This window comes from Streptomyces sp. NPDC059009 (assembly GCF_042740175.1).
Classification (GTDB): Bacteria; Actinomycetota; Actinomycetes; order Streptomycetales; family Streptomycetaceae; genus Streptomyces.
Genome location: NZ_JBHYJB010000003.1, coordinates 18,226 through 30,784 on the forward strand (window position 1 = coordinate 18,226; position 12,559 = coordinate 30,784).

At 70.6% G+C, this 12,559-nt stretch carries 10 protein-coding genes and 1 pseudogene; 8 read left to right on the plus strand and 3 right to left on the minus strand.

Going from position 1 to position 12,559, the window contains the following annotated elements; all coding sequences use genetic code 11:
• Positions 1–156 precede the first annotated feature (156 nt).
• Together hemB and ACFWYM_RS03595 are read left to right on the plus strand one after the other, a co-directional pair.
• Positions 157–1,146, plus strand: a complete 990-nt coding sequence (gene hemB / locus ACFWYM_RS03590) for a porphobilinogen synthase (protein ID WP_384829464.1) — start codon at positions 157–159, stop codon at positions 1,144–1,146.
• 172 nt (positions 1,147–1,318) lie between these two features.
• Entirely contained in the window at positions 1,319–2,296 is a 978-nt protein-coding gene (locus tag ACFWYM_RS03595) for a zinc-binding dehydrogenase (RefSeq protein WP_384829466.1), read from the plus strand.
• Positions 2,297–2,384: 88 nt separating this feature from the next.
• Here the strand turns inward: ACFWYM_RS03595 and ACFWYM_RS03600 are convergent, their stop codons facing one another.
• The gene (locus ACFWYM_RS03600) at positions 2,385–3,305 is read right to left on the minus strand and encodes an NAD(P)-dependent oxidoreductase (RefSeq protein ID WP_384829468.1); all 921 of its coding nucleotides are present in this window, start codon (positions 3,303–3,305) and stop codon (positions 2,385–2,387) included.
• Positions 3,306–3,699: 394 nt separating this feature from the next.
• On the opposite strand from ACFWYM_RS03600, the gene ACFWYM_RS03605 reads away from it, so the two are divergent.
• Positions 3,700–4,419 carry a DUF4232 domain-containing protein gene (locus ACFWYM_RS03605; protein WP_384829470.1) on the plus strand — a complete coding sequence of 240 codons (720 nt, stop codon included), beginning with the start codon at positions 3,700–3,702 and terminating at the stop codon, positions 4,417–4,419.
• A 315-nt stretch (positions 4,420–4,734) separates the two neighbouring features.
• On the opposite strand, the gene ACFWYM_RS03610 is transcribed toward ACFWYM_RS03605, so the two are convergent.
• On the minus strand, positions 4,735–5,274 hold the full coding sequence (locus tag ACFWYM_RS03610; RefSeq protein WP_384829472.1) for a DUF4232 domain-containing protein: 540 nt from the start codon (positions 5,272–5,274) through the stop codon (positions 4,735–4,737).
• A gap of 192 nt (positions 5,275–5,466) precedes the next feature.
• Here ACFWYM_RS03610 and ACFWYM_RS03615 point away from each other — a divergent pair.
• The 3 genes and pseudogenes from ACFWYM_RS03615 to ACFWYM_RS03625 all read left to right on the plus strand — a co-directional run.
• A pseudogene (locus ACFWYM_RS03615) lies at positions 5,467–5,616 on the plus strand (helix-turn-helix domain-containing protein); the annotation flags it as partial.
• A gap of 384 nt (positions 5,617–6,000) precedes the next feature.
• Positions 6,001–7,089, plus strand: coding sequence for a hypothetical protein (locus ACFWYM_RS03620; RefSeq protein ID WP_384830168.1), 1,089 nt, complete (start codon positions 6,001–6,003; stop codon positions 7,087–7,089).
• 134 nt (positions 7,090–7,223) lie between these two features.
• Positions 7,224–8,456 (plus strand): PLP-dependent aminotransferase family protein, encoded by a 1,233-nt coding sequence (locus ACFWYM_RS03625; RefSeq protein WP_384829474.1) that lies wholly within the window; start codon positions 7,224–7,226, stop codon positions 8,454–8,456.
• Positions 8,457–8,478: 22 nt separating this feature from the next.
• Here ACFWYM_RS03625 and argS read toward each other — a convergent pair whose 3' ends face one another.
• Complete coding sequence (argS, locus tag ACFWYM_RS03630; RefSeq protein WP_384829476.1) at positions 8,479–10,239, minus strand: arginine--tRNA ligase; 1,761 nt, start codon at positions 10,237–10,239, stop codon at positions 8,479–8,481.
• Positions 10,240–10,427: 188 nt separating this feature from the next.
• Here argS and lysS point away from each other — a divergent pair, with 188 nt between their 5' ends.
• On the plus strand, positions 10,428–12,176 hold the full coding sequence (lysS, locus tag ACFWYM_RS03635; protein ID WP_384829478.1) for a lysine--tRNA ligase: 1,749 nt from the start codon (positions 10,428–10,430) through the stop codon (positions 12,174–12,176).
• 170 nt (positions 12,177–12,346) lie between these two features.
• Positions 12,347–12,556 (plus strand): hypothetical protein, encoded by a 210-nt coding sequence (locus ACFWYM_RS03640; protein ID WP_384829480.1) that lies wholly within the window; start codon positions 12,347–12,349, stop codon positions 12,554–12,556.
• Positions 12,557–12,559: the final 3 nt, after the last annotated feature.

Below are 12,559 nucleotides of genomic sequence, written 5' to 3' on the forward strand. Positions count from 1 at the left end.
CCGCGGGCCCCGGGGGGCGGGGGGTGGTGGGGGGGGCGCGCGGGGCGCCGGGGGGCGTGTCGGCGCCCCGGTCCTTCGCGTGCGGGCGGCTCCACCACCCCCCCCCGGGCCCGGGGGCATGAAGTGCCGTACGAAGTGAGAGGGCAGGATCAGTCGATGACCAGCTACGGATCGTTCCCCGGCGCGCGCCCGCGCCGTCTGCGGACCAGCCCCGCCATGCGCCGCATGGTCGCCGAGAACCGGCTGCACCCGGCCGATCTGATCCTTCCCGCCTTTGTGCGGGAAGGGGCCAGTGAGCCCGTCGAGATCGGGTCCATGCCCGGGGTCTACCAGCACACCCGCGACAGCCTGAAGAAGGCCGCCGTCGAGGCGCTGGAGGCCGGGGTCGCCGGGATCATGCTCTTCGGGGTGCCGGAGGAGAGCAAGAAGGACGCCCAGGGGACGCCGGGCACCGACCCGGACGGGATTCTTCAGGTCGCCCTTCGCGATGTGCGGGCCGAGGTCGGGGACGACCTGCTCGTCATGTCCGACCTGTGTCTCGACGAAACCACCGACCACGGGCACTGCGGTGTGCTCGACGGGCAGGGGCGCGTCGACAATGACGCGACGCTCGAGCGGTACGCCGAGATGGCTCAGGTCCAGGCCGACGCCGGTGCCCACATCGTGGGGCCCAGCGGCATGATGGACGGTCAAGTCGGCGTCATCCGCGATGCGTTGGACCAGGTCGGGCACGAGGACGTCGCCATCCTCGCCTACACCGTGAAGTACTCCTCCGCCTTCTACGGGCCCTTCCGGGAGGCCGTCGGGTCGTCGCTGAAGGGGGATCGCAAGACCTATCAGCAGGACCCGGCCAACACCCGTGAGTCCATGCGGGAGTTGGCGCTCGACCTGGCGGAGGGGGCCGACATGGTGATGGTCAAGCCGGCCGGGCCCTACCTCGACGTCCTCGCGCGGGTCGCCGACTCGGTGGATGTTCCGGTCGCCGCGTACCAGATCAGCGGCGAGTACGCGATGATCACCGCTGCCGCCGAGCGCGGCTGGATCGACCGGGACAAGGCGATCATGGAGTCGCTGCTCGGCATCAAGCGGGCCGGGGCCAACATGATCCTGACCTATTGGGCGACCGAGGTTGCCCGGCAGCTCTGATTTCCCGGTAGCTCTGATTTCCCGGTAGCCCTGATCTCTGGCAGCTCTGATCCCGGGTAGCTCTGATCCCGGATAGGTCTGATCAGCTGGGCGGCTTGACCTCAAGTCCGGTTCAGGTCCGAGTGTGGTGTGTGGCGGCGGGCGGATGTTCCGCCGCCGGGAGGAGCACGCCATGCGCGCCGTTGTCCTGCACGAGTTCGGGCCCGCCGAGAATCTGCGGTACGAGTCCCTGCCCGACCCCGTTCCCGGGCCGGGGCAGGTGCGGATCGCTGTCCGTGCCGCCGGGGCCCACTTCGTGGAGACCGTCGTACGGGCCGGGGAGGCGGGTGACATGGCCCCGCCTCCGCCCGAACTGCCCGCCGTTTTCGGGGGAGAGGCCGCCGGAGTCGTCGATCTGGTCGGGGCCGGGGTCGATGCGGACTGGGTGGGGCGGAGGGTCGTCACCGCTCGCAGCACTCCCGGTGGGTACGCCGAGTTGACCGTGGCCGATGTGAGTGGGGTGCATCCGCTGCCGGAGGGGGTCTCGTTCGAGGACGCCGCCTCCATGGTGGTCACCGGGGCCACCACCATGGGGCTGCTGGACATCGCTCGACTCACGCCTGCCGACGTGGTGTTGGTGACGTCGGCGGCCGGGGGCGTCGGGCGTCTGGTGGTGCAGTACGCGAAGGCGCTGGGCGCGACCGTCGTGGGTGCGGCCGGTGGGCCGGAGAAGGTCCGCGCCGTGCGGGAGCTCGGGGCCGATCTCGCCGTCGACTACAACGACTCCGGCTGGGGCAGTGTCGTGCGTGAGCATCTTGGGGGACGGAAGGTCACCGCCGTACTCGATGGAGTGGGTGGGGAAAAGGCCGCCGCCGCCTTCGAGTTGATCGCCGACGGCGGGCGGTACGTCGTCATCGGGTGGGCCTCGCAGAAGGCGTTCGAGCCGGGCGATGACGTGTTGGCGGGGCGGGGGATCTCGTACGTCAATGCCCTGCTGGAGCTGCTCGGGCGGCCGGAGGACGGGCCCGGGCAGCAGAAGCAGGCCCTGGAGGCGCTGGCCCGGGGGGAGTTGACGCCCAGCCACCAGACCTTCCCGCTGGCGGAGGCCGCGCGGGCCCATGCGGCGATGGAGCGGCGGGAGACCACCGGGAAGGTGCTGCTGATCCCGTGATCCGTGATCCCGTGATGGCGTAATCCCGTGATGCCGTGATGCCGTAATTCCCTGATTCCGCAGGGTGCCCTGTCCCGGCTCGTGCCGCTCAGTCCTTCTTGAGCAGCGTGACCAGACGGGAGAAGCCGTCCGCGCCGTATCCCTGCTCGACCGCGCGGTCCAGGAGCTCCTGGAGGGACTCGAACAGGCCCGCCCGCAGGCCCTGTTCGGCGAAGGTGTCCGTGAAGTTGGGGAGCGCCTCCCTGTTCATGGCGAGGTTGGAGACGTCCGTGAGGTGCCGGTCGGTGTCGAGTGCCTCGGCGGTCCCGGGGACGACTCCGTGCGTCATCGCGACGATCCAGTCGGTGAGCAGCGGCGCGAGCTCGCGGGCCGGGATGCCCTCGCTGCCGGTCAGCGCGAACGCCTGGGCGACGCCCGCCGCCATGCCGTACATGCCGGTGAGCAGGGCCAGGTCGTAGAGCGCGGCCAGGCCCGGGTCGGTGCCGGCCCACTTGATGTCGGCGAGTGCGGCGAGCGTCGGGCGGTGGGTGGCGAAGGCCGCCTCGTCGCTGCCGCTGTAGAAGATGTACGCGCCGGGCGTCGCGATCATCTGCGGTACGGCCATGATGCCGCCGTCGAAGTACGTGATGCCGTGCGCCTCGGCCCAGGCCGCCAACTCCCTGGCCTGCGACGGCGTTCCGTTGGTGAGGTTCACGAGGGTGCGGCCCTTGAGGGCGTCGGCCTCCGGCTCCAGGAGGGAGCGGACGCTGTCGTTGGTCGTGAGGCAGACGATGGTCAGCGGGCTCGCCGTGATCGCCTCGGTGGCCGTGTCCGCGGGCTGTGCGCCCTGGGCGGCGAGCGGGCCGGTCTTGGCGGCCGTGCGGTTCCACACCGTGGTGGGGTGGCCCGCCTTGAGGAGTGCGGCGGCGAGCGCGCTGCCCATGAGGCCGAGGCCGAGGACGGTGACCGGCGCGGGGGAGGGGGTGGGCGAGGGGGAGAGGGACGGGGACAGGGGCTGCTGTGCGGGCATGGCTGGGTGGCTCCGATCGGAGGCGTTGTGGGGTGGGAACGCCTTCGATCCTTGACGGCCGGGGGGTGTCGGACAAGTACTGACTTTTTTGTGAGTGCTTACCGGGAGGTGGGTGTGAGGAGGGTGGGAGGCCGCTGCGGGGTGGGGGGAGGCAACGGTTCCGGTGTCCCAGGAAGGCGTTCCAGGGGGAACCGTCTGCGCAGGTCAGGTGGGTGAAATCGTTCCAGCGTGCCAGATCGGCCGAGATTTCTTGTGCCCGTCGGAGCGGGGCTGTTTCGCTCTTGGCCGTGCCACAGCGGCACGCCTTACGAAGCCCGGCCTTCCCTTACGAAGCCCGGTCTTCTCCTCTCCGGCTCACCTTCTCTCTTCCCTACTTCCTTACTCGGGGGCACTCATGAAGTTCACGCGCACCACAACCCGTACCGTCCTCGCCGGTATCTCCCTCGTCGCCGCGCTCACGCTCACCGCGTGCAACGGTGACGACGGCACGGGCGTCGACACGAGCGGTGACTCCTCCTCGTCGGCTTCGTCGTCCGGCGGGAACGGGTCCTCGGGCGGGAACGGGTCCTCGGGCGGCGGCTCGTCCGACAACGGCTCGTCCAGCGGGGGCTCTTCCGGGAGCGGGAAGGGGAACTCGGGCGGGGGCGGTCAGGGCACGTCCGGCGGGTCCGGTTCCGACGCGAGCGGCAAGGTCGAGAAGTGCCGCACGGACGACCTGGACATCACGGCGCACGACAACACGATCACGGGCGACCCCGAGGGCGTCGTCACGGTGCAGATGCAGAACGGCAGCGGCCGGGACTGCGCGATCTCCGGGTATGCGGGTGCCGACCTGAAGACCAACTCGGGGACGCTGTCCGCGAAGCGCTCGGGTGAGCAGATCCACCCGGACATCCTGAAGGACGGGGAGTCTGCGGCCTTCAACATCACCTTCCCGCTCAACAAGTCGGGCGGCTCCGGCGTCCGCATCACGGGACTTGTGGTGACCCCGCCGGACGAGACGAAGTCGTTCAGCACGGAGTGGCCGGCCGCCGACTCGCTGCCGGTCACGGAAGGCGGCGGCTCCCCGGTGAAGGTCGGCCCCGTCGGAAAGGTCAGCGGCAACCACAACTGAGCCGCCCCTGACCCTGACCCGACCCCCCTCCAGCTGCCCCTGGCCTCGTTGTGCCCCCACGCGAGGCCGGGGGCGTTTTTCGTGCGGCGGGCCGCCGCTCCCCGTGCGCTCGCGCCCCTCTCGCATACCGGCGCATCAATGACCACATGGACGACATCGTCCTCTGTGTCATCGAAACTGCAACCAACTCCCTCCTCCACGGCGTCCCTCCCGGACGTGGGTTCCAGCTCTTCCTCCGTTACGGCGAACTCGTGTGTCCTGACGGGGAGTCGGGGCGAGGTCACGTACGCGTGGCCTCGCCCGGCCCTCGCACCGTCACCACATCAGCGCGTCCGACGCCGACGTCTGCCAGTACGTGACGAACGCCGAACTGTCCACGTACACACCTCCCTTGGGGAGCCTGGCCGGTGCGGGGGCACCCACGCTGCCGTTCATCGTGCGGTTGGAGAAGTGGACCCCCAGCCTGTGGGCCCGGTAGCCCTCCACGCCCTCGGGCGACGACGTGCCGATCGCCGCGTACGCCGTCTCGCCCGGCTCGAGGGTGACCACCGCCTGGGGGATGTTCTCCTCCAGCCATGCCGTGGCCGCCTGGGCCTCGTCGAAGCGGAGGAACGGGGCGCCGTACGCGTAACACGTCTTCGTTCCCGTGTTCTTGGCGGAAAGAAGCAAGTGGTTGAGCGGGCGGCCGACCTCCTTCACGGTCATCTTCGTCGTGGCGGCGGTGCAGCTCTTGGCCGCCGCCGACGGGCCCGACGTGGCGGCGGGTGCCGCCGACGCGGCGCCGCCGAGTGCGGTGAGCGACAGGGCGGTGGTGAGGGCCGCTGCTGCGGTGGCGGCCTTGGTGATCAGTCGCATGGCTGGTCTCTTTCGGTGTGACGTGGCCTACGCGCGCCGCGCCGAGAGGCTTCCGGAGGCGGCGTGCTTGTATGGGTTGCAGCATGTACAGCGATGTAATTCGGGGCCAGCGTGACGGGGGAGTCGGGGACGCTGGGACACCCATAAGGGTGTGGCCTGGGGAAACGCTGTTCCATGGAACGAACGAATGGGATGGAGGGGAACGTGGGGGCGGGAGATCTCGCGGAGCTGCTGCGGGAGCTGAAAGAGAGGTCGGGGCTCAGTTACGGGGCGCTGGCCAAGCGATTGCATGTGTCGACCTCGACACTGCACCGGTATGTGAACGGGACTGCCGTGCCTACGGAGTTCGCTCCCCTGGAGCGGCTTGCCCGGGTGTGCGGGGCGTCTCGGGAGGAGATGGTCGAGGCGCATCGGCGGTGGATACTCGCCGATGCGAGTCGGGGGGAGCGGAGGGAGGGGGCGCCCTCTTCTTCTGCGGTGCCCGGCGAGTCGGTTGCTCCGGCTTCTACTGCGGTGCCCGGCGAGTCGGTTGCTCCGGCCTCCGGCTCTGCCGGGCCCGGCGAGTCCGTTGAACCGGCGCGCGCCGAGCGGGACTTCGAGGCAGGGGCGCCCGGCGACGGAGCCCGTGTCCACCCGTCCCGCCGTGCGGGACGGCTGTCCACGGAGGGGAGGCGCCGCCCGGCCTGGGCGGATGGTGACGAGGGGGCCGGGCAGGATGCGCCCGGCGTGGTGATCGGGCCCGTCAGTGACTCGGTGAAGCAGCGTGACGGTGGGCGGATGTCGCGGGTGCGGGTGCTTGTCGCCGCTGGTGTCGTGCTTGCGCTCGGGGCCACCGTCTTCGCCGTACAGGCCGCCTCCTCCGACGACGGTGGGCGCAACCACGACCGTGCCTCCGCCAACTCCCCCAGTGCTGACGGCGGGACGCGGCAGCGGAACCCGGACGTCAACGGTTCCGCTTCGCCCTCCGGAAAGGGGCCTGGGAAGGGCAAGGGCAAGGGCAAGGGCGACGGGGACGCTGCCGGGCCCGGGAAGTCCGAGGGGGACGGGGAAGGCGAGGAGGCCGGGGGCACGGACTCGGCGCCCGCAACCGGAGGCGGTGGCAAGGGCGGTGGCGGCGCGGGCACCGGCAAGGGGTCCGACCCCGTGACCGTTTCCGTCCAGCCCCAGTACTGGGACAACCCCTGTACCCCCGCCTACCTCGTCGACAAGAACCCCGGCGAGCTCTCGCCGCCCCCCGGCGAACAGGACGCCACCAGCTGGGTGTCGGCGAACCGAGGGGTCGCCTCGCGGAACCAGACCGTGAAGGTGACGGTCCAGGGGACGGGGAAGAACACCGTCGTCCTGGAGTCGATGAACGTCCGCGTGGTCAAGCGGGCCGCCCCGCTCGACTGGACCACCTACAAGATGGGGTACTTCGGCTACGGCTGTGGCGGCAATGTGCCCACGCACTCCTTCAACGTCGACCTGGATGCCGCGGCGCCACGGATGACTCCCGACCCCGACGCCGAGCCCAAGGAGAGCGGCTTCCCCTACAAGGTGAGCGAGAGCGACCCGGAGACGTTCTTCATCAACGGGACCGCCAACTCCAGTTATGTGGACTGGTACTTGGAGCTGGAGTGGTCGAGCGGGGGTGAGCACGGGACGATCCGCATCGACGACGAAAAGAACAAGCCGTTCGCCACGAGCGGTGACAAGAGCCGTCCCGTGTACGCGTATTCGCCCGAGAAGAAGAAGTGGCTGAGGACGAACCGCGACAACGATCAAGTGTCGGCGGACTCCGCGGACTCGGCGGAGACGGGGGAGGCGGGGGAGTAGAGGGAGGAGGGCGGTAAGGAGGGGAGCAGTAGGGAGGGGAGCAGTAGGGAGGGGCGTCCGCATCTCGGAATGGTGCTTGTGGGGGGCACGCGGGTCCTTACGCTGCGGGGAACACAGGAGCCAAGGAGCCGCAGATGACCGTGACCGACACCCCCGTCCCCACCGGCCAGGGCCGCGCCCCCGCCCCCGCCCTCGCGGCCCGGGCCACCGCCGTGGGCGGCTCGCCCATCCGGGACATCCTCGCGGTCACCGCCCGCCCTGAGGTCATCAACTTCGCGGGCGGGCTCCCGGCGCCCGAGTTCTTCGACGGCGCCGGGGTGGCCGCCGCCTTCCAGCAGGTGCTGACCGGGACGCCCGGGACGGCGCTGCAGTACTCGACGACGGAGGGCGAGCCCACCCTCCGTACCGCGATAGCCGGGCGGACGGCGGCGCGCGGACTCCCCACCGACGCCGACGACGTGCTCGTCACCACCGGTTCGCAGCAGGCGCTCTCACTGCTCGCCACCGCGCTCATCGAGCCCGGCGACACGGTCCTCGTCGAAGAGCCCTGTTATCTGGCGGCACTTCAGGTCTTCTCCTTCGCCGGGGCGAACATCGTCGCCGTGCCGGGCGACGACGAGGGCATCGACCCGGCCGCGCTCGACGCGCTCGTCGGCCTGCACCGGCCGAAGCTGCTCTACACCGTCCCCACCTTCCAGAACCCGACGGGCCGCACCCTGCCCGCCGAGCGCCGGGCCGCCGTCGCGGAGGTCGCCGGGCGGCACGGCCTGTGGATCGTCGAGGACGACCCGTACGGGGAGCTGCGGTTCGAGGGCGAGCGGGTGCCGTGGATCGCGACGTACCCCGGGGCCGAGGACCGGACCGTCCTGCTCGGCAGCTTCTCCAAGGTGATGGCGCCTGGGCTGCGGCTCGGCTGGCTGCGCGCCCCGGCGGCGCTGCGGCGGGCCTGCGCCGTCGCCAAGCAGGCCGCCGATCTGCACACCCCGACCGTCAACCAGCTCGCCGCCGCACGGTACTTGGCGGACAACGACCTGGACGCGCACGTCGCGCGGGTCGCGGGTGCCTACCGGGAGCGGCGGGACGCGCTGCTCGCGGGGCTCGGGGACGCGCTGCCCGCCGGGTCGCGCTGGATCCGGCCCGAGGGCGGCATGTTCGTGTGGGCGTCGCTGCCGGCGGGGCACGACACCACGGAGCTGCTGCGGAAGGTCATCACGTACGACGTCGCCTACGTGCCGGGCGCGCCGTTCTACGCGGGGGCGCCGGACTCCGCGACCCTGCGCCTGTGCTTCGTCACACAGACGCCCGAGGAGATCGGTGAAGGGCTGCGGAGGCTCGGCACCGCGTTCACCGGCGCCGTGCTGAGCTGACCGGCGGGGCCCCGGGCTACGGCTACAGGCGCTCCGGGGTGCGGATGCCCAGGAGCGCCATCCCCTGGTGCAGGGTGCGGGCCGTGAGGTCGCACAGGAACAGGCGGTTCTCCACCTGCGCCGGGGTGTCCGCCTTGAGGACCGGGCACTGGTCGTAGAACGTCGTGTACAGCGAGGCCAGTTGGTAGAGGTACGCGGCCAGCTTGTGCGGGGCGTACTCCGCCGTGGCCTCCGCGAGGAGCTCGCCGAAGGTGTCCAGGTGCAGGCCGAGCGCCCGCTCCGCCGGGGCCAGTTCGAGCTCGGGGTGGGCGGCGGGGGCCGCTCCCTCGGCCTTGCGGAGGATCGACTTGATACGGGCGTACGCGTACTGCAGGTACACGCTCGTGTCGCCGTTGAGCGAGACCATCTGGTCCAGGTCGAACTTGTAGTCGCGGTTCGCCGACGTCGACAGGTCCGCGTACTTCACGGCGCCGATGCCCACGTACCGGCCGTTCTCGACGATCTCCTCTTCCGTCAGGCCGATCTTCTCGGCCTTCTCGCGGACGACCGCGGTCGCGCGCTCGACGGCCTCGTCCAGGAGGTCCTCCAGCTTCACCGTCTCGCCCTCACGGGTCTTGAACGGCTTGCCGTCCGCGCCGAGCACCGTGCCGTAGCCCATGTTGTGGGCCGTGACCTCGTCGCTCAGCCAGCCCATCCGCCGGGCCGCCTCGAAGACCATCTTGAAGTGGAGGGACTGGCGCACGTCCACCACGTACAGGAGCGTCGTCGCGTCCAGGTCGACGACCCTGTCGCGGATCGCCGAGAGGTCGGAGGCCGCGTAGCCGAAGCCGCCGTCCGCCTTCTGCACGATCAGCGGCACGGGCTCGCCGTCCTTGCCGCGGATCTCGTCGAAGAAGACCACGAGCGCGCCGTCCGAGCGGACGGCGACGCCGGACTCCTCCAGGAGCCGCGCCGTCTCCGGCATCATCGCGTTGTACGCGGACTCGCCGACGATCTCGTCGTCCCGGATCTCCATGTCGAGCTTCTCGAAGACCGAGTAGAAGTAGACCTTCGACTCGTCCACGAACCGCTGCCACAGGTCCCGGGTCTCCTTGTCGCCGGACTGCAGGGCGACGACCCGCTTCCTGGCCCGCTCCTTGAAGCTCTCGTCCGCGTCGAAGACGGCGCGCGACGCCTTGTACACCCGGTTCAGGTTCGACATGGCCTGCTCGCCGTCGACGTTCTCGGCCGGGGCCAGCTCGCCGGGGTTCTCGATCAGGTACTGGATGAGCATGCCGAACTGGGTGCCCCAGTCGCCGATGTGGTGGCGGCCGATGGTCTTCTCGCCGGTGAAGTCGAGCATGCCGCGCAGGGCGTCGCCGATGACCGCCGAGCGCAGGTGGCCGACGTGCATCTCCTTCGCCACGTTCGGCTGGGCGTAGTCGATGACCGTGACGCCCGGCTGCTCCTTCAGCGGCACGCCGAGCCGGTCGTCGGCCGCGCGGGCGGCGAGGGTCTCGACGATCGCCTTGTCGGTGACCGTGATGTTCAGGAAGCCGGGGCCCGAGACCTCGACGTCCTGCAGCACGTCGGTGCCGTCGAGGGCGTCGGTGACCTTGGTCGCCAGCTCCCTCGGGTTGCCCTTCAGCTTCTTGGCGAGCGCCAGGATCCCGTTGGCCTGGAAGTCCGCCCGGTCGCTACGTCGCAGCAGCGGGTCGGCGGACCCGGCCTCCGGCAGGGCTGCCGAGAGGGCGTCCGCGAGGCGCTGCTGGACGGTAGAGGCGAGGGACGGGACCGAGGCCATGAGCTTCCGTTCTGGTAATGGGGATGCACCGTGCTGGGTGCCAAGTGTCCCATGAGGAGAGAGGCCGTCGCTTCTGGATAAGCGCAACCCCGGAGGGGCCGCTTCCGTCTGGGAGAATGGCAGTGGCACGGAGAGCGACCGTGCCCCCTGAAGACCTGAAGACCTGAAGCGAAAGGGACCGACTGACCGTGGCCCAGAGCACGAGCACGGAGCCCGCCGAGAATGCGGACTGGGTTTCCCGTTACGCGGACGACGTCATCGCCGAGTCGGAGCGTCGTGCCCCGGGCAAACCGGTCGTCGTCGCCTCCGGCCTGTCCCCCTCCGGCCCGATCCACCTCGGCAACCTCCGCGAGGTCATGACCCCGCACCTGGTCGCCGACGAGATCCGGCGGCGCGGGTACGAGGTCCGGCACCTGATCTCCTGGGACGACTACGACCGGTACCGCAAGGTCCCGGCGGGCGTCCCCGGCGTCGACGCGTCGTGGGCCGAGCACATCGGCAAGCCGCTGACGTCGGTGCCCGCCCCGGCCGGTTCCGCGCACCCGAGCTGGGCGGAGCACTTCAAGGCCGCGATGGTCGCCTCCCTCGGTGAGCTGGGCGTCGAGTTCGACGGCATCAGCCAGACCGAGCAGTACCAGGCGGGCGTCTACCGCGAGCAGGTCCTGCACGCGATGAAGCACCGCGGCGACATCGACGCGATCCTCGCGCAGTACCGCACGAAGAAGGCCCCGCCGAAGAAGCAGGGCCAGAAGCCGGTCGACGAGGCCGAGCTGGAGGCCGCCGAGGGCTCGGGCGCGGCGAACGAGGACGACGGCTCGGGCTCCGGCGCGGGCTACTTCCCGTACAAGCCGTACTGCGGCGGCTGCGGCAAGGACCTGACGACGGTCACGTCGTACGACGACGAGACCACCGAGCTCACGTATGTGTGCAGCGAGTGCGCCTTCACCGAGACGGTCCGGCTGAGCGAGTTCAACCGCGGCAAGCTGGTCTGGAAGGTCGACTGGCCGATGCGCTGGGCGTACGAGGGCGTGATCTTCGAGCCGAGCGGTGTGGACCACTCTTCGCCCGGCTCGTCCTTCCAGGTCGGCGGGCAGATCGTCGGGATCTTCGGCGGCAAGCAGCCGATCGGCCCGATGTACGCGTTCGTCGGCATCAGCGGCATGGCCAAGATGTCGTCGTCGCGGGGCGGTGTCCCGACCCCCGCCGACGCCCTCGCGATCATGGAGCCGCAGCTGCTGCGCTGGCTCTACGCCCGCCGCAGGCCGAACCAGTCGTTCAAGATCGCCTTCGACCAGGAGATCCAGCGGCTCTACGACGAGTGGGACAAGCTGGAGGCCAAGGTCGCCGACGGCTCGGTGCTGCCCGCCGACGCGGCCGCGCACTCCCGGGCCGCCCGTACCGCCGCCGGTGAACTGCCGCGCACCCCGCGCCCGTTGCCGTACCGCACGCTCGCGTCGGTCGCGGACATCACGGCCGGGGCGGAGGACCAGACGCTCCGCATCCTCAGCGAGCTCGACCCGTCGAGCCCGCTGGCCTCGCTGGACGAGGTGCGGCCGCGCCTCGACCGCGCCGAGAACTGGATCAGCACGCAGGTCCCGGCCGACGCCCGCACCATCGTGCGCGCCGAGCCGGACACCGAGCTGCTCTCGTCCCTGGACGACGAGGCCCGCGAGTCGCTCCGCCTCCTCCTGGAGGGCCTGGACTCGCACTGGTCCCTGGACGGCCTGACCCACCTGGTCTACGGCGTCCCGAAGGTCCGGGCGGGCTTCTCGGCGGACGCGACGGCGAAGGAGCTGCCGCCGGAGATCAAGGTGGCGCAGCGGACGTTCTTCGCGCTGATCTACCGGCTCCTGGTGACCCGTGAGACCGGGCCGCGGCTGCCTACGCTGCTGCTCGCGGTGGGGGCGGACCGGGTGCGGAAGCTGCTGTCGGTCTAGCTGTCGGCTTACGTGTGAGGGGGCGCCGTTCGCGAGGACGGCGCCCCCTCACCCGTACGTACCGCGTCTTTCCCACACGCACGTACTGCATCTTTCGGACTACCGGCGACGGCGGCGATCTCGCTCAGCCGCACGAGGCGTGCGGGCCGGGCGCCGCCGACCATGGACGCATGAAGGAAATCATCGCCGTCATCGGCTGGGTCGTCGGCATCCAGGGCGCCCTCGGCGTCCTCGGTCGCCTCTTCACCGGGGACTCCTGGGGCCTGCTCCAGAAGTGGTGGGACATCCCGACCCCCGGCTACATCGTCTTGTTCGTCCTCGGCGCCGCGCTGGCGGTCTGGGGCGAGACGTCCAAGCAGAAGGCCAGGAGCAGGGGCTGAGGT

Bases quoted from the DNA above. Each gene is read 5' to 3' on its own strand.
- hemB (WP_384829464.1), top strand. From the start codon at position 157: ATGACCAGCTACGGATCGTTCCCCGGCGCGCGCCCGCGCCGTCTGCGG.
- ACFWYM_RS03595 (WP_384829466.1), top strand. From the start codon at position 1,319: ATGCGCGCCGTTGTCCTGCACGAGTTCGGGCCCGCCGAGAATCTGCGG.
- ACFWYM_RS03600 (WP_384829468.1), bottom strand. From the start codon at position 3,305: ATGCCCGCACAGCAGCCCCTGTCCCCGTCCCTCTCCCCCTCGCCCACC.
- ACFWYM_RS03605 (WP_384829470.1), top strand. From the start codon at position 3,700: ATGAAGTTCACGCGCACCACAACCCGTACCGTCCTCGCCGGTATCTCC.
- ACFWYM_RS03610 (WP_384829472.1), bottom strand. From the start codon at position 5,274: ATGCGACTGATCACCAAGGCCGCCACCGCAGCAGCGGCCCTCACCACC.
- ACFWYM_RS03625 (WP_384829474.1), top strand. From the start codon at position 7,224: ATGACCGTGACCGACACCCCCGTCCCCACCGGCCAGGGCCGCGCCCCC.
- argS (WP_384829476.1), bottom strand. From the start codon at position 10,239: ATGGCCTCGGTCCCGTCCCTCGCCTCTACCGTCCAGCAGCGCCTCGCG.
- ACFWYM_RS03640 (WP_384829480.1), top strand. From the start codon at position 12,347: ATGAAGGAAATCATCGCCGTCATCGGCTGGGTCGTCGGCATCCAGGGC.